The following is a 21,342-nucleotide window of genomic DNA, read 5'->3' as shown; positions in this document are numbered from 1 at the left end:
CTGCCGGTGCGGCCCCGAATCGATCGCCGATTTTACCCGCGCCGCCGCGCGCCCGCCCGCCAGTGAAAAAAGTAGACCGCGCTGGAAGCCCCTTCGGCAGGGGCCTCGCGATCTGAAGGCTGCTTCAACATTACTTTTTGTTATAATTTCGAGGTTTTATAGTGTTGACGATCTATAAAACCCTGCTAGAATCCGCTCACATTGGTTGCAGGGTAAAAGGCTTCGAGCCGCCAATCACCGATCTTCGACGCAGCGCGTCACCGTCCGCCGAATCCTGCACGGCGTCTTTCGACGGTCTTTAGTCGTAGTCTCGGCCAGCGCCACCTGACGCTGGTTTTTTGCGTGAGTGCCACCGCGTGTGCCCACCTTGCACAAGATGCAAAGGTGCTGGCCTTCTTACACCGTGGCCTCGAACGGTACTTATACCGTTTCCCCGATGCTTGTGCGTCCGACCAAGGCGTGCGGCGTCGTGATTCCGCGGCGCGTATTCTGTCTCGCCATCGAGCCGAGCGAGCCGCACGAGTCATGTTCATGGGAGATGATCTGAATGAACGCTTGGTTATCGTGGCGTCCCACAGAGCAGCATGCGCAGTTCGTGCGCGACATGCTGCGCCGGGGGACGCGTGTCAGTCACCACTTATTCAGCGTTGTCGGCTGTCTCGCTGTCGCAGTTGCGCTCGCCCTCTGGCTCGTGCCGACCGTGCGCGGGAACCTCGCAGCAAAGCTGATGCCGATCGTATCCGCGGCCATGCAAGCCGGTCCGGCCCGTCTGCTGTCCGGCCATCCGCTGCCGAACTTCGCGCCCGCCGGCGCGCAGCCGCAGCAGGAAGACGCGACCGAAACGGACGCGCTCGCCGTCGGTCTCGACGTCGCGCCTGAAACCTCCGCGCAGAACGATGCGGCCGATGCGGCCCGCAACGGCCCGTCGCCGGTCGCGCTCGCGAAACTGATTCCGACCCAGCGGGTTCCGGCCGACGCCCGTGACGATCGCACGCTCGCGTCGAACCGTGAACAGGCGCTCGTCGCCACCTACCTGTCGCGCCGCTACCGGGTCGCGCAGGAGCCGCTCGGCCAGCTCGTCAAGGCGGCGTTCCAGACCGGCCGCGACGTCGGCCTCGATCCGCTGCTGCTGCTGTCGGTGATGGCGATCGAATCCGGCTTCAACCCGTACGCGGAAAGCGGCGTCGGCGCGCAGGGGCTGATGCAGGTCATGTCGAAGGTCCATTCCGACAAGTTCGAATACTTCGGCGGCACCGATACCGCGCTGCAGCCGCTCGCGAACCTGCAGGTCGGTGCGCTGGTGCTGAAGGACTGCATCGCGCGCGGCGGCTCGCTCGCGAACGGCCTGCGCCTGTACAACGGCTCGACGAACCCGGACGACAACGCGTACGGCGCGAAGGTCATGGCCGAGCGCGGCCGCCTGCGCGACGTGGCGCACGGCCGCAACGTGCCGGTCAATGCACCGCAGGCGCCGGTCCAGGCGTCGAAGCCGATCGTCACCGCGGCCGTCACGGCAGCCGCAGGCGGCGCCAAGCGCGTGCATGCGACGCTCGACGCCGCGCAGCCGCTCGCCGCGAAGACCGCGGCACCGAAGGGCGCGCAGCAGGACGACGCGAGCGTCGACACCGCGAAGCAATCGCACGGCGAGCATTCGGAACTGGGCGCGTAACGACCGCAGGTTTCACCCGCACGAATAGAAAAAGCACCCGGTCGGGTGCTTTTTTCTTTTGTATCGACGCAGATGGACCGCCGGCCGGCGCGGTGCCACGGGTTCCGTGGCTCAGTGGTGGCCGAACAGTTTGGCCAGCCGCTCGACCGCTTCCTCGAGCCGTGAATAGGCCGTCGCATACGACAGCCGGATATAGTCGCGCGGCGCATGGACGCCGAAATCCATGCCCGGCACCAGCACGACGCCGGCGTCGTGCAGCATCGCATGCGTGAGCGCGGCGCTGTCGCCGGCTGCCGGGTGGGCAACGCCGCCGCAATGTGCGTAGACGTAGAACGCCCCGTCGGGCATCACCTGGACCTTGAAGCCGAGCCGTTCGAGCGCCGGCGCGATGAAGTCGCGGCGACGCTTGAATTCGAGGCGGCGCGCTTCGTAGATGTCGAGCGTCGCCGGTTCGAAGCAGGCGAGCGCCGCATGCTGCGCGAGCGCGGACGGACAGATGAACAGATTCTGCGACAGCTTTTCGAACGTGCCGACCAGCGCCGGCGGCACGACGAGCCAGCCCAGCCGCCAGCCGGTCATGCTGAAGTACTTCGAGAAGCTGTTCACCGTGACGACGTCGTCGCCGTACGACAGCGCCGACACGGGCGCCGCATCGTAACTGAGGCCCTGATAGATCTCGTCGACGATCGTGAAGCCGCCGCGTGCGCGCACCGCCTCGACGATCCTTTTGAGCTCGTCCGGCTCGAGCGACGTGCCGGTCGGGTTCGACGGCGACGCGAGCAGCACGCCGCGCGTGCGGTTGCCCCAGCGCGTGCGGACGTCGTCGGCGGTGAGCTGAAAGCGCGCTTCCGGGCCGCTCGGCACGAGCACCGGCCGGCCTTCGGCCGCCGCGACGAAGTGCCGGTTGCACGGATACGACGGATCGGGCATCAGCACCTCGTCGTCGCGGCCGACGAGCGCGAGGCACGCGAGCAGCAGTGCGGCCGATGCGCCGGCCGTCACGACGATCCGCTCGGGGCTGATCGTGAGGCCGTACGCGCGCGCATAGTGCGCCGCGATCGCTTCGCGCAGCGGCGCAATGCCGAGCGCGCTCGTGTACTGCGTGACCCCGCGGCGCAACGCAGCCGCGGCCGCCTCGACGACGGGCTCCGGCGCGGTGAAGTCCGGCTCGCCGATCCCCATGTGGATAACATCGCGCCCGGAGGACTCGAGCCGCTGTGCCTCCTTCATCAGTTCCATCACATAGAACGGCTGGATCGCGTCGACGCGTGCGGCGAGCGTGACGAGCGAATCGGCGGTGGTATTCATCGGTCGGGCGGAGCGGGCAGGGGAAGGGGAAACGAAAAACGGGCGCGCATGCGCCCGTCGATACACGGATCAGCTGTTGCGACGCGCCTGCGTTTCGGCGGGGCGCAGCTTCGCGGCGAGCTTGTCGAGCACGCCGTTCACGTACTTGTAGCCGTCGGAGCCGCCGAACGTCTTCGTGAGTTCGACCGCTTCGTTGATGATGACGCGGTACGGCGTTTCGACATGGTGCGTGAGCTCGAACGTCGCGATCAGCAGCACGGCGCGTTCAACCGGCGACAACTGGTCGATCGGACGATCCAGCGACGGCGTGATCGCTTCGACCAGCGTCGCGTGCTCGCGAATCACACCGTGCAGGATGGCCTCGAGCAGTTCCTTGTCGGCCTTGTCGTAACCGAGCGCGCCGCGCAGTTGCGCGTCGATCTCGCCGGAGGACGCGTTCGACAGCAGCCACTGATACAAGCCCTGCGTCGCCAGCTCGCGCGATTGTCGGCGGGCGCTCTTTTTCATGCGCGCTCCTCTTCGTCGTCTTCGTCTTCTTCTTCGTCGTCGCCGAGCTGGTCGAGCGCCATCGTCAGGTTCGCCATCTCGACCGCGACGCGAGCGGCGTCACGACCCTTTTCGGTCATGCGCGCGACGGCTTGCTCGTCGTTTTCGGTCGTCAGCACCGCGTTCGCGATCGGCAGGTTGAAGTCGAGGCCGATGCGCGTGATGCCCGCACCGCTTTCGTTCGACACGAGTTCGAAGTGGTACGTCTCGCCGCGGATCACCGCGCCGAGCGCGATCAGCGCGTCGAACTGGCCGCTTTCCGCGAGCTTTTGAAGCGCGAGCGGGATTTCCAGCGCGCCCGGCACCGATACGAGCAGCACGTCTTCACCCGACACGCCGAGGCGCTCGAGTTCTTCGACGCATGCATCGGCGAGGCCGTTGCAGACGGGTTCGTTGAAGCGGGATTGCACGATGCCGATACGCAGGCCGTCGCCTTCGAGATTCGGTTGGTATTGTCCGATTTCCATGATCTGGTCCGTGGTGTGGATGAACGGTTATAGGGCGAAAGCGCCGCGGCGGGTTACGCGTTGGACGCCGGGCAGGACTTGGCTTCGTCGCCGGGCATCGGAATGAAGCCCGTGACTTCGAGGCCGTAGCCGGACATGCTGCCCAGCTTGCGCGGATTCGACAGCACCTGCATCTTGCCGACGCCGACATCACGCAGGATCTGCGCGCCGATGCCGAACGTCTTGAAATCGACCGGCCGGCGCTTCAGCGCAGCGGCCTTCTGTTCCTCGTCGAACGCCTTGAAGACGTCGATCAGATGTTCTTTCGTGTCGCCGCAGTTGAGCAGCACGATCACGCCGAGGTCGCGCTCCGCAATCTCGCGCATCGCTGCGTCGAGCGTCCACGAGTGCGTCGAGATGCCCGTCTCGAGCAGGTCGAGCACCGACAGCGGCTCGTGCACGCGCACCGGCGTATCGACGTCGGGCGCCGGCGCGCCGCGCACCAGCGCGATGTGCGGCGAGCCGCTCGGCTGGTCGCGGTACAGCACCGCGCGGAACGTGCCGTGCGCGGTCTGCATCGTGCGCTCGGCGATCCGCTCGATGATCGACTCGGTGCGGCTGCGGTACTGGATCAGGTCGGCGATCGTGCCGATCTTCAGATCGTGTTCCTTCGCGAACTCGAGCAGATCGGGCAGGCGCGCCATCGTGCCGTCGTCCTTGATGATCTCGCAGATCACCGCGGCCGGCGTGAGCCCCGCGAGCGCGGTGAAGTCGCAGCCGGCCTCGGTATGGCCGGCGCGCACCAGCACGCCGCCCGGCTGCGCCATGATCGGGAACACGTGGCCCGGCTGCACGATGTGCTCGGGGCGCACGTCGTGCGCGACCGCCGTGGCGATCGTATGTGCGCGGTCGGCGGCCGAGATGCCGGTCGTCACGCCTTCGGCCGCTTCGATGCTGACCGTGAATGCGGTGCCGTACTGGGTGCCGTTGCGGTAGGTCATCAGCGGCAGGTGCAGCTGCTTGCAGCGTTCCTGCGTCAACGTCAGACAAATCAGCCCGCGGCCGTACCGGGCCATGAAGTTGATCGCTTCCGGCGTGACGAACTCGGCGGCGATCACGAGATCGCCTTCGTTTTCGCGGTCTTCTTCGTCGACCAGGATCACCATCCGGCCGGCTTTCAACTCCGCGATGATGTCGAGCGTGGAGGCGAGCGTCATAAAGGGGCGAGAAAAAGGAAAGTGCGTATTTTACGCCAGCCGGACCGCGTTTCGGCTGGCACGGGCCGCGCGCCCGGCAAGCGCGCCGAAAAGCCGCGCGACCGGGCCGTGACGCGAACCTGCAATGCGCGACGGCAGGACGGCCGGCCGGGCCGCCGCGCCGGGTGTTGCGCCGGCCGTCGCGCCCGGTGTCACGTGTTCGTCACGCAGGGCGTCAAGCGTGGTCGTTGCGGCCGCCGAGGTAATCGAGCTTGCCGAGTTCGACGCCGTTGTGGCGCAGGATGTCGTACGCGGTCGTCACGTGGAAGAAGAAATTGGGCAGCACGAAGTCCAGCAGGTAAGACTGGCCGGTGTACTCGATCGGGCCGACGCGCATCTTCAGCACGATCTGGCGCGCTTCGCTGCCGTCGATCTGGGCTGCGTCGAAGCTCTTCAGATAGTCGATCGTCTTCTGGACGCGCGCATGCAACTCGTCGAACGACTGTTCGACGTCCGGATAGCTCGGGATATCGACGCCGGCAAGCCGCGCGGCGCAGCCCTTGGCCGTGTCGGTCGCGATGTATACCTGGCGCACGAGCGGCAGCATGTCCGGATAGAGGCGTGCGCCGATGAACACCGACGGATCGATCTGCTTCTCGGCCGCATGCGCCTGCGCCTTGCCGAGGATGTGCTGCAGGTTGGTGAGGCCGCGGATCAGGACGGGCAGCGAAGCCTGATACATCGAGATGGACATGGAAACGACTCCTGGTGGAAAAGGGAGCAGCCGGTACGCGGCGTGGCGCCGAATCCGCTGCCGTTGCATCTTAGCGCGACGCGCCGGCGCGTGCGCGCCGTTGGCCGTCCGGCCAGGTGTCGGCACGCGCCGCCGACGGCCATCGGACGACCGCGGGCCCGCGCCCGTCGCATCAGTCCCGGTGCAGGCTCTGCGACGCGCAGATCATCCGCTCGATCGCGATGCTGTGGCCGAGTGCGCCATCGGGGGAGGTGGAGGCCGCCTGCGTGCACGGTCAGCCGCACGCAGGCGTCGGCGTCGTCCGGCGCGCCGAGCGGCCGGCGCGATTCGATGCGGCCGACGGCCGCGACGATGCCGGTGAGCATCGTGACGGCGAAGGCGCCGTTCAGTGGGCGCCCGCGGGCGGCGCGACGCGCGCGACGATCCGCAGATCGTCGCCGACCCGCTCGACGCTGTGGAACGCCAGCCGCGTGCGGCCGTCGAGGCTCGTCGGCGCGGCGAGGTCGAACATCGCGGCCGCGTCGCTGCCGAGCAGGCTCGGCGCCAGATAGACGAGCAGCTCGTCGACGCACTGCTCGCGCAGCAGCGAGCCGTTCAGCTTGTGGCCGGCCTCCACGTGCAGCTCGTTGACGCCGCGTGCGCCGAGCGCCGCGAGCATTCCGGGCAGATCGACCTTGCCTTGCATATTCGCCAGCGACACGACTTCGGCGCCGCGCGACTGCAGCACGTTCGCGCGGATCTCGCCGGCGGCGTCGAGCCGGCCGCAGAAGATCAGCAGCGGCGCGCCTTCGAGCAGCCGGGCGTCGAGCGGCAGGTCGAGCCGGCTGTCCACCAGCACGCGCTGCGGCTGACGCGGCGTGTCGATGCCGCGCACGGTCAGGAGCGGATTGTCCTCGCGCACGGTGCCGATGCCGGTGAGGATCGCGCACGCGCGCGCCCGCCACGCATGGCCGTCGAGACGTGCGGCCTCGCCGGTGATCCATTGGCTTTCGCCGGACGGCAGCGCGGTGCGTGCATCGAGCGAGGCGGCGGTCTTCATCCGCACCCACGGGCGGCCGCGCGTCATCCGCGACACGAAGCCGATGTTCAGTTCGCCGGCTTCGTATGCGAGCAGCCCGCAGCGTACGTCGATGCCCGCGTCGCGCAGCATCCCGAGGCCGCGCCCGGACACCTGCGGGTTCGGGTCTTCCATCGCCGCCACGACCTTCGCGACGCGCGCGTCGATCAGCGCGTTCGCGCACGGCGGCGTGCGGCCGAAGTGGCTGCACGGCTCGAGCGTCACGTAGACGGTCGCGCCGGCCACGTCGCAGCCGCGCGCGCGCGCGTCCTTCAGCGCCTGCACTTCCGCGTGATCCTGGCCGGCCGGCTGCGTGAACCCTTCGCCGATCACGTCGCCGTCCTTGACGATCACGCAGCCGACGCGCGGATTCGGCGCCGTCGTATACATGCCGCGCGCCGCGAGCGCGAGCGCGCGTTGCATGTGCGCGAAGTCGGTATCGGAGAACATGCGCGCGGGCCCGGTCAGGCGGCGAGCGCCGCGAACGCGCGGCGCGCGGCGGCGAGCGTCGCGTCGATCACCGCGTCGTCGTGCGTGCTCGATACGAAGCCGGCCTCGTACGCGGACGGCGCGAAGTACACGCCTTCGTCGAGCATCAGGTGGAAGAAGCGATTGAAGCGTTCGACGTCGCTCTTCGTGACTTCCGCGAAGCTCGCCGGCACGCGCTCGGCGAAGTACAGGCCGAACATCGCGCCGATCGAGTCGGCCGCGAACGGCACGCCGGCCGCGCGCGCTTCCGCCGCGAGGCCGTCGGCGAGGCGCTTCGTCTGCGCGGTGAGCGCGTCGTAGAAGCCGGGCGCCTGGATCAGCTGCAGCGTCTTCAGGCCCGCGGCGACCGCGATCGGATTGCCCGACAGCGTGCCGGCCTGGTACACGCCGCCGAGCGGCGCGAGATGGGCCATGATGTCGCGGCGGCCGCCGAACGCGGCGGCCGGCATCCCGCCGCCGATCACCTTGCCGAGGCAGGTGAGGTCGGCCGCGATGCCGTAGTGCTGCTGGGCGCCGCCGAGCGCGACGCGGAAGCCGCACATCACCTCGTCGAAGATCAGCACCGCGCCGTGCTTCGTGCACAGCGCGCGCAGCGCGTTCAGGAATTCCGGCGTGCCGCGCACGAGGTTCATGTTGCCCGCGACGGGCTCGACGATCACCGCGGCGATTTCGTCGCCGAACGCGCCGAACGCTTCTTCCAGCGCGGCGACGTTGTTGTATTCGAGGACGGTCGTGTGCTTCGCGATGTCGGCGGGCACGCCGGCCGAGGTCGGATTACCGAACGTCAGCAGGCCCGAGCCGGCCTTGACCAAGAGGCTGTCCGCGTGGCCGTGGTAGCAGCCCTCGAACTTGACGATGCGGCTGCGGCCCGTGAAGCCGCGCGCGAGCCGCAGCGCGCTCATCGTCGCCTCCGTGCCGCTCGACACCATCCGCACCTGCTCGATCGACGGCACCAGCTTGCAGATTTCTTCGGCGATCTCGATCTCGGCCTCGGTCGGCGCGCCGAACGAGAAGCCGTCGGCGAGCACGCGCTGCACGGCCGCCAGCACTTCCGGATGGACGTGACCGACGATCATCGGGCCCCACGAGCCGATGTAGTCGATGTACTGCTTGCCGTCGGCGTCCCAGAAGTACGGGCCCTGCGCGCGCGCCACGAAGCGCGGCGTGCCGCCGACGGAACGGAACGCGCGGACGGGCGAGTTGACGCCGCCCGGGATGGTCTTCTGGGCGCGTTCGAAGAGGATCTGGTTGTTGGACATGAGCGAAACCTGAGAGAAGGGCGCGGGGGCCTCGTGCACGGGCCGCGGCGCCTGGGCGGAACGATCGTCTGATTGTACCGGAGACGCACGCGGCGGGCCCGGCGCGCGCGCTGCGGCCTTTGCGCGCGCGACGCGGGCCGGCGCGCACAGGGCCGGCCGGGGCGATGCGGCACGCTTTTCGGCCAGCTTCTCGGCTCGAATCTCGGCCAGCTTATGGACCCGTTTACCGGCGCGGCTTGCGCTTGCCGGTCAGCTCCGCCCAGCGCTTTTCCAGCGGACCTTCGACCATCGGCTTGATGGACGTGCCGGAGCTCTGTGCATCCCAGGTCTGCACCGAGTACGGATGCACGCGCAGCGCGTCGCGCGGGATCATGACGTCCTGATGCGCGTCGACGAGCCAGTCGTAGACGAAGTCGATGCACAGCCGGTAGCCGCGCCTGGTCGTCGCGTCGGGCACCTCGTACGGCGCGCGCGTCACGTAGCCGGAGCCGAACACGCCTTTCGGCGCCTGCGCGACGCGGTGCAGGAACACGCGGTCGCCCGGCACGATGCCGCGTGCGAAGCCGCAGCCCCATACGTCGTGCACGGCGTCGCCGGCCTTCACGCGCGCGGCGACGTCGGGCAGTTCGGGCCACGGCCATTTCTTGGGGCTCCAGATCAGCAGGAAGGCGGTCATCGGTTCGGTCGTGCGTCGATTGGGTCGGATGGGGGCAGCGGCGAGCGGCAAGCTTAATACGATTGAGACGACTCGGCGCGGGCGCGCGGGCGAAGCACGCGCTCACTGCGCGTGCGTTCGCGGCCCTACGCCGACACCGGCCGACGGCCGGCGGCGCGAAAAGTTGCGCGTACAATCAAGGGCCGATGCGCCGCCCGCGGCGCGCTCCGTCGTCTTCACTGCCACGCGCGCCGCTGCGCGCGGGCTCCCATTGCGGATACCCATGTCCCACGTCGTCCGGCGCCGGCCCGATGCCCGGCTGATCCTGTTGCTCGGTGCGCTCGCCGCCTGCGGGCCGATTGCCACCGACATGTACCTGCCGAGCCTGCCGTCGATCGCCGACGGCTTCTCCGTGAGCGCCGGCGCCGCCCAGCGCACGCTCACGAGCTTCATGGCCGGCTTCTCGATCGGCATGCTGCTGTACGGCCCGCTGTCCGACACCTGGGGCCGCCGGCCCGTGCTGCTCGGCGGCATCGCGCTATTCACGCTCGCGAGCATCGGCTGCTTCGTCGCGGGCTCCATCGACATGCTGATCTTCGTGCGCTTCCTGCAGGCGCTCGGCGCGGGCGCTGCGTCCGTGCTGGCCCGCGCGATCGCGCGCGACGCGCACGAGCCGACCGATGCGGCGAAGGTGCTGTCGATGGTCGCGATCGTCACCGCGGTCGGGCCGCTGCTCGCGCCGCTGATCGGCGGCCAGATCCTGCGTTTCGCCGGCTGGCGCGGCGTGTTCGTCGTGCTGGCGTCATTCGGCGCGCTGTGCGCGGCGACCGCCTACCTGCGCGTGCCCGAAACCTGGCCGAAGGAGCGGCGCAAGAGCGCGGCCGTGCTCGCATCGTTCGCGTCGTACGGGCGCATCCTGTCCGACCCGGTCGCGTGGGGGCACATGCTGTGCGGCGGGATGGCGTTCGCGTCGATGTTCTCGTACATCACCGCGACGCCGTTCGTCTACATCGAGTACTTCCACGTCTCGCCGCAGCACTACGGGCTGCTGTTCGGGCTGAACGTCGTCGGGATCATGATCGGCAACTTCGCGAACACGCGGCTGGTGGGCAGCGTCGGCTCGCTGCGCATCATCGCGGCCGCGTCGCTCGTGAGCTGCATCGCGTCGCTCGCGGTCGCGCTCGTCGCGCTGACGGGGTGGGGCGGGCTGTGGTCGATCGTCGTGTGCCTGTTCTTCGTGGTCGGCGTAGTCGGCATCCTGTCGGCCAACTGCACGACCGACCTGATGCATCGCTATCCGCACAACGCGGGCGCATCGGCGGCCGTGTTCGGCGCGATGCAGCTCGCGCTCGGCGCGCTCGCGAGCGTCGCGATCGGCGCGCTTGCGGACGGCACGCCGTTCGCGATGGGCGTGACGATCGGCGTGTGCGGCGTGCTGTGTTTCGTCGGCCGCTGGTTCGTGCTGCGCTGGCATGGCCGGCCGGTGAAGGCCGACGCCTGACGCCCGACGCGCCGCGGCTGCGGCCCGCCATGAAAAACGCCACCGGCGCAGCGCGCGCGGTGGCGTTTCGTTTTGCGGCGCGCGCACGGCGGCGAGCGCCGCCGACCGCTGCCGAGCACCTCAGTCGCGCGCGACGTCCTTCGCCGCCGGCGACGCGCCGTGGCTCAGCCAGTCGAGCACGTCGGCCGTTTCGTCGTCGCTCGCGCGCGCACGCGCCTGCGCGACAGCTTCCGGCAGTTCGCCGGCGGTCGACGCGCGGCGGATCGCGACGCCGACCGCGAGGATGTCGATCATCACCAGATGCAGGATCCGCGAGATCATCGACAACTGCGACTCGCGCATCTCGATGTGGTCGGTTTCGAGCGCCACGGTTGCGCGCTTCGCGAGCGGCGTGTTGCTCGACGTAATCGCGATCACCTTCGCGCCCGCCTGCATCGCGACGTCGAGCACGCGCAGCAGCTCGGGCGCGCGCCCCGATTTCGACACCGCGACGATCACGTCCCCCTTGCCGAGCAGCGCGGCCGACGCGGCCTGCATGTACAGGTCGCCGTAGGCGATCGTCGGAATCCCGAAGCGGAAGAACTTGTAGTGCGCGTCCTGCGCGACGATGTTCGAGTTGCCGAGCCCGTAGAACTCGATGCGGCGCGCGCCGTTCAGGATCTCGATCGCGTTCTCGACGTGCTCGAAGTTCAGGTGTTCGCGCAGCTGCAGGATCGCCGACACCGTGTTGTCGAGCACCTTCGCGCCGAAGTCGGTGGCCGTGTCGCCGAGATGCACCTGGCTGTGGCTCATCGGAATCGTGCCGGTGAGGCCGGTCGCGAGCTTCAGCTTGAAGTCCGACAGCCCTTGGCAGCCGAGCGAGCGGCAGAAGCGGATCACCGTCGGCTGGCTCACGTCGGCCTTGCGCGCGATATCGACGATCGGATCGTTGATGATCGAGCGCGGATGGTTCAGCGCGAGATCGGCGACGCGGCGCTCGGCCGGCGTCAGCGCGTCGCGCATCTGGCGAATCCGCTCGAACACCGCCGACGACGCACCGCCCGAGCGGTTCGACAACTGCTCCGCGAGGATCGCCGACACGCCGAGGAACGCCGGATATTCGGCGGTGATCAGGTAGGTCGGGATGTTCTGCAGATAGTGCGCGAAGCGGCCCTTCGCCTCGAAGCGCGCGCGGAACGACGAGCGCGTGAACAGCTCGCCGAGCTTGAGCGCGACGCCGCCGCCGATGTAGACGCCGCCGAGCGCGCCGAGCGTGAGCGCGACGCTGCCCGCGAACGAGCCGAGAATGCCGCAGAAGCATTCGACCGTCTCGAGCGCGAGCGCTTCGCCCGCGTGCGCGCGCTCGACGATGTCGGCCGTGTCGACGCTCGCGGCGACGCGCTTCTTGTCGCGCGCGGCGAGCGCGCGATAGATGATCTCGATGCCGGGGCCTGCGCACACCCGCTCGAACGACACGTGCGGAAACTTCTTGCGCGCGTACTGCAGCACGAGGTCCTCGCGCTCGTCCTGCGGCGCGAACGAAGCGTGGCCGCCTTCGCTGCCGAGCGCGATCCAGCGGTCGTCCGCCGGGATCAGGCCCGACACGCCGAGCCCGGTGCCCGGGCCGAGCAGCCCGATCACGCTGTTCTGGCGCCGCGTGCCGCCGCCGATCTGCACGCGCTGCGCATCGGTGAGGCCGGGCAGCGCCATCGCGAGCGCGGTGAAGTCGTTGACGACGAGCAGCGTGTCGAAGCCGAGCGCGCGGCGCGTCGCCTCGATCGAGAAGCTCCAGTCGTGGTTGGTCATCGTGACCTGGTCGCCGTCGACCGGGTTCGCGATCGCGATCGCCGCGTGGTTCACGCGGGCGATCTTCACGTCCTTCAGATACTTGCGGATCGCGTCGGTGAGCGTCGGATAATCGGCGCCCGGATAGACGCGGATCTGCGTGATCTCACCCGGGCCGGTTTCCAGCGCGAAACGCGCGTTGGTGCCGCCGACATCCGCGAGCAGGCGCGGGCCGTCGGCATGCTGACCCGCGACGACGGCCTTACTTTGCGCACCAGTAGACATCGAGCTGGGTCCCCTTGTCGTTGGCCAGTTGGGAAATCGCGTTGTGCTGCAGCGTTGCGGCCGCGGCTTCGAGCACGTCGCGTTTGCGGGCGCCTGCGATCAGCAGGAACAGTCGCTCGACGCGCTTGAGCGCATCGAGCGACAAGCTCACGCGTGCATGCGGCGCGGCGCCGGGATGAACCGCGACGAAACGCTCGCGGGTCGTGATCGCGTGCTGCCATTCGGGCGCGTCGGCGAAGATCGACGCGGTGTGGCCGTCCTCGCCCATGCCCAGCACCGCGACGTTCGGCACGCGATGGTCGGCATTCGCATTGAGCGCGGCGACGTGCGCGTCGAGCGGCACGCGCGTGTCGACGAGCGGCAGGAAGCGCGCGGCGCGCGCCGCGTCCTGCAGCAGCGTGTCGCGCACGAGTTGCGCGTTGCTGGCCGGGTCGTCCTCGGGTACCCAGCGGTCGTCGACCAGCGTCACGTCGACACCGGCCCAGTCGAGGGCCGTGTGCGACAGCGTGTGCAGAAACGGGCGCGGGCTGGTGCCGCCCGACACCGCGAGCGTCGGGCGCGCGGGGCCGGCGAGGGCCGCGCGCAGCGCGTCGCCGACGGCGCGCGCGAGCGCTTCACTTTGCGCTTCCTGGGTGTCGAAAGCGTGGATCTCGATCACATCTCCTCCGGACTGCTTTGTCTGTTCAATTCATGTGAACCATCTGACACGGTGGCGCGCGCCTGTGCGCGCGCCACCGGTCTGCATCAGTTTTCCTCTTCGAGCCAGCAGGTGCCGTGCTGCGCGAGCATCGCGCTCGACGCAGCCGGCCCCCACGTGCCCGCCGCGTACGGCTTCGGCGGCTTCAGCGTGCGTGCCCATTCATTCAGGATCGGCTCGACCCAGCGCCATGCGGCTTCCTGCTCGTCGCGGCGCACGAACAACGCGAGGCGGCCGTTGATCACGTCGAGCAGCAGGCGCTGATACGCCTCCATCTGCCCTTCCTTGAAGAACCGGTCGAACGCCAGATCGAGGTGCACGCTCGCGAGGTTCATGCCTTCGCCCGGCTGCTTCGCGAGGCAATACAGGCGAATCGTCTCGTTCGGCTGCAGCCGGATCACCAGGCGGTTCGAGCCGGGGCGCAGCGCGGGCGCGCCGAGCGCCGAGTGCGGCACCGGCCGGAAGTTGACGACGATCTCGGCGACGCGGTCGGCCAGACGCTTGCCCGTGCGCAGGAAGAACGGCACGCCGGCCCAGCGCCAATTCTCGATCTCGACCTTCAGCGCGACGAAGGTTTCGGTCGGGCTGTCGGGCTTCACGCCCGGCTCGGTCGCATAGGCCGGCACCTGCGCGCCCTTGATCACGCCCGCATGGTACTGGCCGCGCACGGCGACCTTGCCGATGTCGCGCGGATCGATGGGCTTCAGCGCGCGCAGCACGCGCAGCTTCTCGTCGCGCACCGAGTCGGAATCCATCGAATGCGGCGGCTCCATCGCGACGATCGACAGCAGCTGCAGCAGGTGGTTCTGCACCATGTCGCGCAGCGCGCCCGTATTGTCGTAGAAATCGCCGCGCGCCTCGACGCCGAGCTCCTCGGCGATCGTGATCTGGATGCTCTCGACCCATTCGCGGCGCCACAGCGGCTCGAACAGCGCGTTGCCGAAGCGCAGCGCGAGCAGGTTCTGCACCGGCTCCTTGCCGAGGTAGTGGTCGATCCGGTAGATCTGATCTTCCGCGAAGATCTCGCCGACCGCGTCGTTGATCGCGTTCGACGAGCGCAGATCGTAGCCGAGCGGCTTCTCCAGCACGATACGCGCGCCTTCGTTCAGGCCGACCGACGCGAGCGCGTTGCAGATCGGCACGAACAGCGACGGGCCGGTCGCCAGATAGAACACGCGGATGCCCGCGTGCGGCGCCACCGCGTCGCGCAGCACGACGTAGTCTTCCGCGCGGCCGAGATCGAGCTTCACGTATTCGATGCGCGCGAGGAAGGATTTCCACGCGCTTTCGTCGAACGCCTTGCCGGCCGCCTTCACCGCGTGCGGTTTCACGTGCGTGTCGACCCATTCGAGATAGCCGGCCTGATCCGATTCGTGTCGCGCGACGGCGACGATCCGGCCGCCTTCCGCGAGCATGTTGCCGCGGTGCGCTTCGAACAGCGCGGGCAGGATCTTGCGCATCGACAGGTCGCCGGTGCCGCCGAAAAGGACGAAAGTAAAGCTGGAATCGGTATGCATGTGTCTCCGCCGGTTGGGGTGCTGGGAAGCGATCCGTAGTGCGATAAAAATATTTTTGACACTGAATTGTAGTTTAACTACAATCCGCCGCAAGGGGTAGCACCTGGGTGAAGAAAAAAACATGTGCGGTCGACGAACTGCACGAGCTTCGCCGGTGGAGCGCCTTGTGCCGAATGTTATCGGACATTGGCGGTGCGCATGGTTCGCGCGCCGTCGCCCCGGGCTCGCGTCGCGGCATTGCGGCGGGCCAGAAACACAAAGAGGAGACACGCCGTTGAATCTCGATTCACGCTTTCTGTAAGAGCCCGGCCGGTCATCGGCCCCGTACGCTGCATGCGTCCCGCGGCTCGATTTCCCCGTCGTTTATCAAGAAGCCGGTTCCCCGCGGGGAACTTCAAGAGTTGATTCAGTCTGGAGGAGATAAGTAATGAAAGTTCGCTCGATCATGGGCGCGCTCTGCGCCGCGGGTCTGATGGCTGGCGCCGTGGCGGCGCAGGCGGCCGAGAACGTTACGGTGCTGCACTGGTGGACTTCGGGCGGCGAGTCGAAGGCCGTCGGCGTGCTGAAGGACGACCTGCAGAAGCAGGGCTACGTGTGGAAGGACTTCGCGGTTGCAGGCGGCGCGGGGGCGGCGGCCATGACGGCGCTGAAGACCAAGGTGATCAGCGGCGACGCACCGTCGGCCGCGCAAATCAAGGGCCCGCTGATCCAGGACTGGGCCGACCAGGGCGTGCTCGTCAACATCGATTCCGCCGCCACCGACTGGAAGCAGAACCTGCCGCCGGAAATCGACAAGATCATCAAGTACAAGGGCCATACGGTCGCCGCGCCGTTCTCGGTGCACCGCGTCAACTGGCTCTACGTGAACAAGGCCGCGCTCGACAAGATCGGCGCGAAGGTGCCGACCACCTGGCCTGAATTCTTCGCGGTCGCCGACAAGCTGAAGGCCGCGGGCATCCAGCCGGTCGCGATGGGCGGCCAGCCGTGGCAGGACCTGACGCTGTGGGAAGACGTCGTGCTGTCGCAGGGCCCGGCGTTCTACAAGAAGGCGCTGGTCGATCTCGACCAGGCCACGCTGACGTCGCCGCAGATGCTGTCGGTGTTCGACACGGTGCGCAAGATCCAGGGCTACTTCGACACCGGCCGCAACGGCCGCGACTGGAACCTCGCGACCGCGATGGTGATCAACGGCAAGGCCGGCATGCAGTTCATGGGCGACTGGGCGAAGGGCGAGTTCGAGAACGCCGGCAAGAAGGCGGGCAAGGACTACATCTGCGCGCCGGTGCCGGGCACCGCGAACGCTTACACGTTCAACGTCGACTCGTTCGTGTTCTTCCAGCAGAAGGGCGAGAAGAACGCGACGCCGGGCCAGCTCGCGCTCGCGAAGACGATCATGACGCCGGCGTTCCAGGAGCAGTTCAGCCTGCTGAAGGGTTCGGTGCCGGTGCGTCTCGGCGTGAAGATGGACAAGTTCGACGACTGCGCGAAGAAGTCGTATGCCGACGAGCAGACCGCGATCAAGTCGGGCGGCTTCGTGCCGTCGCTCGCGCACGGGATGGCGCAGGGCGACGCGACCGCCGGCGCGATCACCGACGTCGTGACGAAGTTCATGAACTCGCAGCAGGATTCGAAGAGCGCGGTCGCCGCGCTCGCGAAGGCCGCGAAGGTCAAGTAACGCGCGACGGGCGCCCGGCCGCACACGCATCGTCGGCCGGGCGTTTTTGCATGTGCAGCAAACGGGCTCGCCCGCGAGCCCGTGCCGTACCCGGCGCCGGCCCGGCCTGCGCCGCCCTCGTTCCAGGAGTCGAATCAAGTGGCTGCCCCTCTTAGCGGAAACGGATCCGGCGCTGCCGTCGCACGGCGCACGTCGCCGATGTCGGCCTTCGCCGATCGCTGGATCCCGAAGCTCGTGCTCGCGCCGAGCCTCGCGATCGCCGTGGTGTTCATCTACGGCTTCATTCTGATTACCGGCTATCTGTCGCTGACCAACTCGCGGCTGTTGCCGAACTACGAATTCGACGGCTTCGGCCGCTATACGGACCTGTTCCAGAACGACGTGTGGTGGACCTCCGCCGCGAACCTCGGCTGGTTCGGGATTCCGTTCATCGCGATCTGCGTCGGGCTCGGGCTGTTCCTCGCGATCCTGCTTGACCAGCGGATCCGCAACGAAGGCGCGCTGCGCGCGATCTTCCTGTATCCGATGGCGCTGTCGTTCATCGTCACCGGCACCGCATGGCAGTGGATCCTGAACCCCGGCCTCGGCCTCGAGAAGGTGATGCACGACTGGGGCTGGACGAGCTTCTCGTTCGGCTGGCTCGACGATCCGGACAAGGCCATCTTCTGTATCGTGATCGCGGCCGTCTGGCAGTCGACCGGCTTCGTGATGGCGCTGTTCCTCGCGGGGCTGCGCGGCGTCGACGCGGAGATCTTCAAGGCCGCGCAGGTCGACGGCGCCACGCTGCCGACCATCTACCGCAAGATCGTGATCCCGAGCATGCGCCCGGTGTTCTTCTCGGTGCTGCTGATCCTCTGCCACATCACGATCAAGACCTTCGACCTGGTCGTCGCACTGACGGCGGGCGGCCCCGGCACGTCGTCGTCGCTGCCGGCCATGTTCATGTACACGTTTTCGTTCAACCGCGGCCAGCTCGGGCTCGGCGCGGCGTCGTCGGTGATGATGCTCGCGACCGTGGTCGCGGTGCTGGTGCCGCTGATGTATATGGAATCGAGGAGCACCCGCAATGCAGCCTAAGATGACGATCAGCCGGGCAGTGATCTATGCGGCGCTGATCCTGTTCGCGCTGTATTTCCTGTTCCCGATCTACGTGATGCTGTCGACCTCGTTCAAGGATCTCGACCAGCTGCGCACCGGCAACCTGCTGACGCCGCCGTCGCACTGGACCTTCGATCCGTGGGTGAAGGCGTGGAGCGGCGCGTGCACCGGCGTGCGCTGCGACGGCATGAAGCCGTTCTTCCTGAACTCGCTGCAGATGGTGATCCCGGCCGTGCTGATCTCGTCGCTGATCGGCGCGTTCAACGGCTACGTGCTCACGCACTGGCGCTTTCGCGGCGCCGACGCGCTGTTCACGATGATGCTGGTCGGCTGCTTCATTCCGTTCCAGGTGATCCTGCTGCCGATGGCGCGCCTGCAGGGGATGCTCGGCCTCGCGAACACGATTCCGGGCCTGGTGTTCGTGCACGTCGTGTACGGGATCGCATTCACGACGATGTTCTTCCGCAACTTCTACGTGAGCGTGCCGGCCGAGCTCGTGAAGGCCGCGCGCATCGACGGCGCGGGCTTCTTCACGATCTTCACGAAGATCCTGATGCCCGTGTCGCTGCCGATCTTCATGGTCTGCCTGATCTGGCAGTTCACGCAGATCTGGAACGACTTCCTGTTCGGGATCGTGTTCTCCGGCGTCGACTCGATGCCGATCACGGTTGCGCTGAACAACCTCGTCAACACGTCGACGGGCGTGAAGGAATACAACGTCGACATGGCCGGCGCGATCATCGCCGCGCTGCCGACGCTGCTCGTCTACGTGGTCGCCGGCCGCTACTTCGTGCGCGGGCTGACGGCGGGCGCGGTGAAGGGGTAAGCGGCTCCATCCGATACGACGAACCGGCCGCGCCGCGCGCGCGGCGCATCGAAACGAACCCGACGCGGCGCCCGTGTGCGCCGCGCGAGACGAGACAGAGGATTCACAGCATGGCAAGCCTTTCCATCCGTGACGTGTACAAGACCTACCCGAACGGGGTGCCGGTCCTGAAGGGTGTCGACATCGAGATCGAGGACGGACAGTTCCTGATCCTGGTCGGCGGGTCGGGCTGCGGGAAGTCGACGCTGCTCAACATGATCGCCGGCCTCGAGACGGTGACGAGCGGCGAGATCTGCATCGACGGCAAGGTCGTCAACGACCTGTCGCCGAAGGATCGCGACATCGCGATGGTGTTCCAGTCGTACGCGCTGTATCCGTCGATGACGGTGCGCGAGAACATCTCGTTCGGCCTGAACATCCGCAAGGTGCCGAAGAGCGAGCAGCAGCAGATCGTCGAGCGCGTGTCGGCGATGCTGCAGATCCAGCATCTGCTCGACCGCAAGCCGGGCCAGCTGTCCGGCGGCCAGCGGCAGCGCGTCGCGATGGGCCGCGCGCTCGCGCGCGATCCGTCGCTGTTCCTGTTCGACGAGCCGCTGTCGAACCTCGACGCGAAGCTGCGCATCGAAATGCGCGCCGAAATCAAGCTGCTGCACCAGCGTCTCGGCACGACGATCGTCTACGTGACGCACGACCAGATCGAGGCGATGACGCTCGGCGACCGCATCGCGGTGATGAAGGACGGCGTGGTCCAGCAATTCGGCGCGCCGCAGGACATCTACGATTCGCCGTCGAACCTGTTCGTCGCGGGCTTCATCGGCGCGCCGCCGATGAACTTCATCAACGGCAAGCTCGTCGAGCAGGGCAGCGGCGTCGCGCTCGAGATCGACACGGGCCTCGCGCGCAGCGCGCTGCACCTGCCGTTCGACGCGCAGCGCATGAACGGCCACGTCGGCCGCGAGGTGATCCTCGGGCTGCGTCCGGAGCGCATCACCGACGCGCGCAACGCCCATCACGGCGAGGCGTCGAAACTGCAGCCGATCGACGTGCGCGTCGACGTGACCGAGCCGACGGGCCCGGACACGCACGTGTTCGCGCAGGTGAACGGCAAGCGGATCGTGAGCCGCGTGCATCCGGCCGCGAACCCGCAGCCGGGGCAGACGCAGTCGCTGCTGTTCGACGTGTCGAAGGCGGTGCTGTTCGATCCGGCGTCGGAAGAGCGGATCGCGTGACGCAGCGCGTGCGCTGATGCGCTGAATGAAACGGAACGGGGCCGTCGATGGACGGCCCCGTTCGTTTTCGGGCGCCGGCGCGGCACGGCATAGGGTGGGGCGCGACGATGTCAGTGCGGCAGCCGCACGTCGAATTTGAACGTCGCCAGCCGCGCGACGAGAATGAAGCCGGTCGCGAGCAGCACGCTGTACACCGAGTCGTACTGCAGCCATACGAGCAGCAGATAGAACCAGCAGCCGGCGAACGCGCAGGTCGCATAGGGCCGTGAATCGCGCAGGATCAGCGGGATGTCGTTGCACAGCACGTCGCGCACGATGCCGCCGACCACGCCGGTGATCACGCCCATCATCACCGCGATGAAGCGCGGCATCTCGGCGTCGAGCGCGATCGCGGTGCCGGAGATGCTGAAGATGCCGAGCCCGATCGCGTCGGCGACGAGCAGCAGGCGCTCGGCCGACAGCCGCGACAGCATCCGCAGCACGAACGGCGCGAACAGCGCGAGCACGAAGATCGCGATCACGTAGTCGTCGTGCACGACCCAGTAGAACGGCCGGCGTTCGAGCAGGATGTCGCGCAGCGTGCCGCCGCCGAACGCGGTGGCGAGCGCGACGACGAACGTGCCGACCGAGTCGAGGCGGTTCTTGCGCGCCTCGATGAAGCCGGAGATCGCAAACGCCAGCGTCGCGATCGCCTCGAGGATCGAGATCGCGAGCGTGAGCCTAGGATGCGGCACGCGGCCCCCGATCGGCCGGCGACGCGGGCGGCTGCAGCAGCACGAGCACCGCGCCGGCGCCGCCGTCGTGGCCGCGCGCCTCGCAGAACGCGATCACTTCTTCCTTCTGCACGAGCCACGCGCGCACCTTGCCCTTCAGCACCGGCTCCTTGCCGATCGAGCCGAGCCCCTTGCCGTGGATCACGCGCAGGCAGCGCAAGCCCTTCTTGCCGGCTTCGCGGATGAATTCCGCGAGCGCGTCGCGCGCCTCGTCGCGCCGCATCCCGTGCAGGTCGAGCTGCGCCTGCACGATCCATGCGCCGCTGCGCAGCTTGCGCACCACGTCACGGCTGATGCCGGGGCGGTGGTAGTACAGCGATTCGTCGCTGTCGAGCAGCGTTTCGGGATCGAATTCGTCCGACAGCGTCGCGTTCAGCACCGCTTCCTCGTCGCGCTGCGTCTGCTTCGGCACCGGGTCGGGCGGCGTGCGGCCGGCGCTCGCGCGCGGCGGCGCGTTCAGCGGCCGGATCGCGCCGATTTCATTGCGGAACAGGTTTGCGTCGGCCTCCGCCTGGCGCGTGGCCTTCGCGGCTTCGACGCGCGTGCGTTCGCGCCGTTCGGCTTCGCCTTGCAGCGACTTGCGCAAGGCGCCGAGGCC

The 21,342-nt window shown here is 68.0% G+C and carries 19 protein-coding genes; 6 read left to right on the top strand and 13 right to left on the bottom strand.

Going from position 1 to position 21,342, the window contains the following annotated elements; translation table 11 throughout:
• The first annotated feature begins 547 nt into the window (after window positions 1–547).
• Window positions 548–1,669, top strand: coding sequence for a transglycosylase SLT domain-containing protein (locus tag C3Y15_RS24225; RefSeq protein WP_011883645.1), 1,122 nt, complete (start codon window positions 548–550; stop codon window positions 1,667–1,669).
• 111 nt (window positions 1,670–1,780) lie between these two features.
• Here the strand turns inward: C3Y15_RS24225 and C3Y15_RS24220 are convergent, their stop codons facing one another.
• The 8 genes from C3Y15_RS24220 to C3Y15_RS24185 all read right to left on the bottom strand — a co-directional run bounded on the left by C3Y15_RS24220 (window position 1,781) and on the right by C3Y15_RS24185 (window position 9,400).
• Entirely contained in the window at window positions 1,781–2,977 is a 1,197-nt protein-coding gene (locus tag C3Y15_RS24220) for a pyridoxal phosphate-dependent aminotransferase (protein WP_124260233.1), read from the bottom strand.
• A 69-nt stretch (window positions 2,978–3,046) separates the two neighbouring features.
• Window positions 3,047–3,484: a transcription antitermination factor NusB gene (gene nusB, locus C3Y15_RS24215; RefSeq protein WP_011883649.1), complete on the bottom strand. Its 438-nt coding sequence runs from the start codon at window positions 3,482–3,484 to the stop codon at window positions 3,047–3,049.
• Window positions 3,481–3,990 (bottom strand): 6,7-dimethyl-8-ribityllumazine synthase, encoded by a 510-nt coding sequence (gene ribH, locus C3Y15_RS24210; protein ID WP_011883652.1) that lies wholly within the window; start codon window positions 3,988–3,990, stop codon window positions 3,481–3,483. The genes nusB and ribH overlap by 4 nt, the downstream gene beginning before the upstream one ends.
• A gap of 53 nt (window positions 3,991–4,043) precedes the next feature.
• Entirely contained in the window at window positions 4,044–5,186 is a 1,143-nt protein-coding gene (gene ribBA / locus C3Y15_RS24205) for a bifunctional 3,4-dihydroxy-2-butanone-4-phosphate synthase/GTP cyclohydrolase II (protein WP_011883653.1), read from the bottom strand.
• 214 nt (window positions 5,187–5,400) lie between these two features.
• Window positions 5,401–5,919 carry a DUF1993 domain-containing protein gene (locus tag C3Y15_RS24200; RefSeq protein WP_014722621.1) on the bottom strand — a complete coding sequence of 173 codons (519 nt, stop codon included), beginning with the start codon at window positions 5,917–5,919 and terminating at the stop codon, window positions 5,401–5,403.
• Between the two features lie 385 nt (window positions 5,920–6,304).
• Window positions 6,305–7,426: a bifunctional diaminohydroxyphosphoribosylaminopyrimidine deaminase/5-amino-6-(5-phosphoribosylamino)uracil reductase RibD gene (gene ribD / locus C3Y15_RS24195; protein ID WP_011883658.1), complete on the bottom strand. Its 1,122-nt coding sequence runs from the start codon at window positions 7,424–7,426 to the stop codon at window positions 6,305–6,307.
• 14 nt (window positions 7,427–7,440) lie between these two features.
• Entirely contained in the window at window positions 7,441–8,724 is a 1,284-nt protein-coding gene (gene hemL / locus C3Y15_RS24190) for a glutamate-1-semialdehyde 2,1-aminomutase (protein ID WP_011883660.1), read from the bottom strand.
• A gap of 223 nt (window positions 8,725–8,947) precedes the next feature.
• Window positions 8,948–9,400: a hypothetical protein gene (locus C3Y15_RS24185; RefSeq protein ID WP_014722625.1), complete on the bottom strand. Its 453-nt coding sequence runs from the start codon at window positions 9,398–9,400 to the stop codon at window positions 8,948–8,950.
• Between the two features lie 262 nt (window positions 9,401–9,662).
• Between C3Y15_RS24185 and C3Y15_RS24180 the strand changes: the two genes are divergently transcribed.
• Window positions 9,663–10,880, top strand: a complete 1,218-nt coding sequence (locus tag C3Y15_RS24180) for a Bcr/CflA family multidrug efflux MFS transporter (protein ID WP_011883664.1) — start codon at window positions 9,663–9,665, stop codon at window positions 10,878–10,880.
• A gap of 120 nt (window positions 10,881–11,000) precedes the next feature.
• On the opposite strand, the gene C3Y15_RS24175 is transcribed toward C3Y15_RS24180, so the two are convergent.
• The 3 genes from C3Y15_RS24175 to zwf all read right to left on the bottom strand — a co-directional run bounded on the left by C3Y15_RS24175 (window position 11,001) and on the right by zwf (window position 15,143).
• Window positions 11,001–12,929 (bottom strand): bifunctional transcriptional regulator/glucokinase, encoded by a 1,929-nt coding sequence (locus tag C3Y15_RS24175; RefSeq protein WP_011883666.1) that lies wholly within the window; start codon window positions 12,927–12,929, stop codon window positions 11,001–11,003.
• The gene (gene pgl / locus C3Y15_RS24170) at window positions 12,907–13,587 is read right to left on the bottom strand and encodes a 6-phosphogluconolactonase (RefSeq protein ID WP_059475595.1); all 681 of its coding nucleotides are present in this window, start codon (window positions 13,585–13,587) and stop codon (window positions 12,907–12,909) included. The genes C3Y15_RS24175 and pgl overlap by 23 nt, the downstream gene beginning before the upstream one ends.
• Window positions 13,588–13,673: 86 nt before the next feature.
• Window positions 13,674–15,143, bottom strand: coding sequence for a glucose-6-phosphate dehydrogenase (gene zwf, locus C3Y15_RS24165; protein ID WP_011883670.1), 1,470 nt, complete (start codon window positions 15,141–15,143; stop codon window positions 13,674–13,676).
• A 427-nt stretch (window positions 15,144–15,570) separates the two neighbouring features.
• Between zwf and C3Y15_RS24160 the strand changes: the two genes are divergently transcribed.
• The 4 genes from C3Y15_RS24160 to ugpC all read left to right on the top strand — a co-directional run bounded on the left by C3Y15_RS24160 (window position 15,571) and on the right by ugpC (window position 19,971).
• On the top strand, window positions 15,571–16,818 hold the full coding sequence (locus C3Y15_RS24160; protein WP_011883672.1) for an ABC transporter substrate-binding protein: 1,248 nt from the start codon (window positions 15,571–15,573) through the stop codon (window positions 16,816–16,818).
• A gap of 138 nt (window positions 16,819–16,956) precedes the next feature.
• On the top strand, window positions 16,957–17,895 hold the full coding sequence (locus tag C3Y15_RS24155) for a sugar ABC transporter permease (RefSeq protein WP_011883674.1): 939 nt from the start codon (window positions 16,957–16,959) through the stop codon (window positions 17,893–17,895).
• The gene (locus C3Y15_RS24150) at window positions 17,885–18,742 is read left to right on the top strand and encodes a carbohydrate ABC transporter permease (RefSeq protein ID WP_011883676.1); all 858 of its coding nucleotides are present in this window, start codon (window positions 17,885–17,887) and stop codon (window positions 18,740–18,742) included. The genes C3Y15_RS24155 and C3Y15_RS24150 overlap by 11 nt, the downstream gene beginning before the upstream one ends.
• A gap of 110 nt (window positions 18,743–18,852) precedes the next feature.
• On the top strand, window positions 18,853–19,971 hold the full coding sequence (gene ugpC, locus C3Y15_RS24145) for a sn-glycerol-3-phosphate ABC transporter ATP-binding protein UgpC (protein ID WP_011883678.1): 1,119 nt from the start codon (window positions 18,853–18,855) through the stop codon (window positions 19,969–19,971).
• Between the two features lie 110 nt (window positions 19,972–20,081).
• Here ugpC and C3Y15_RS24140 read toward each other — a convergent pair whose 3' ends face one another.
• A complete protein-coding gene (locus C3Y15_RS24140) occupies window positions 20,082–20,705 on the bottom strand; it encodes a trimeric intracellular cation channel family protein (protein WP_045579373.1) in 624 nt (207 codons plus the stop codon).
• On the bottom strand, window positions 20,692–21,342 hold a 651-nt coding region (locus C3Y15_RS24135), incomplete at its 5' end, for a Smr/MutS family protein (RefSeq protein WP_134206878.1). The genes C3Y15_RS24135 and C3Y15_RS24140, both read right to left, overlap by 14 nt.

The sequence above is a fragment of the Burkholderia sp. B10 genome, from assembly GCF_004368385.1.
GTDB lineage: Bacteria > Pseudomonadota > Gammaproteobacteria > Burkholderiales > Burkholderiaceae > Burkholderia > Burkholderia vietnamiensis.
Note: the sequence above shows the minus strand (reverse complement) of the source record. Positions and strands in the feature narration are given on the sequence as shown.

Coding starts and splice junctions, on each gene's coding strand:
- C3Y15_RS24180 (WP_011883664.1), top strand. CDS start 9,663: ATGTCCCACGTCGTCCGGCGCCGGCCCGATGCCCGGCTGATCCTGTTG.
- C3Y15_RS24175 (WP_011883666.1), bottom strand. CDS start 12,929: ATGTCTACTGGTGCGCAAAGTAAGGCCGTCGTCGCGGGTCAGCATGCC.
- C3Y15_RS24160 (WP_011883672.1), top strand. CDS start 15,571: ATGAAAGTTCGCTCGATCATGGGCGCGCTCTGCGCCGCGGGTCTGATG.
- C3Y15_RS24220 (WP_124260233.1), bottom strand. CDS start 2,977: ATGAATACCACCGCCGATTCGCTCGTCACGCTCGCCGCACGCGTCGAC.
- ugpC (WP_011883678.1), top strand. CDS start 18,853: ATGGCAAGCCTTTCCATCCGTGACGTGTACAAGACCTACCCGAACGGG.
- C3Y15_RS24200 (WP_014722621.1), bottom strand. CDS start 5,919: ATGTCCATCTCGATGTATCAGGCTTCGCTGCCCGTCCTGATCCGCGGC.
- C3Y15_RS24225 (WP_011883645.1), top strand. CDS start 548: ATGAACGCTTGGTTATCGTGGCGTCCCACAGAGCAGCATGCGCAGTTC.
- ribBA (WP_011883653.1), bottom strand. CDS start 5,186: ATGACGCTCGCCTCCACGCTCGACATCATCGCGGAGTTGAAAGCCGGC.
- zwf (WP_011883670.1), bottom strand. CDS start 15,143: ATGCATACCGATTCCAGCTTTACTTTCGTCCTTTTCGGCGGCACCGGC.
- ribD (WP_011883658.1), bottom strand. CDS start 7,426: ATGTTCTCCGATACCGACTTCGCGCACATGCAACGCGCGCTCGCGCTC.
- hemL (WP_011883660.1), bottom strand. CDS start 8,724: ATGTCCAACAACCAGATCCTCTTCGAACGCGCCCAGAAGACCATCCCG.
- C3Y15_RS24150 (WP_011883676.1), top strand. CDS start 17,885: ATGCAGCCTAAGATGACGATCAGCCGGGCAGTGATCTATGCGGCGCTG.
- nusB (WP_011883649.1), bottom strand. CDS start 3,484: ATGAAAAAGAGCGCCCGCCGACAATCGCGCGAGCTGGCGACGCAGGGC.
- ribH (WP_011883652.1), bottom strand. CDS start 3,990: ATGGAAATCGGACAATACCAACCGAATCTCGAAGGCGACGGCCTGCGT.
- C3Y15_RS24185 (WP_014722625.1), bottom strand. CDS start 9,400: ATGACCGCCTTCCTGCTGATCTGGAGCCCCAAGAAATGGCCGTGGCCC.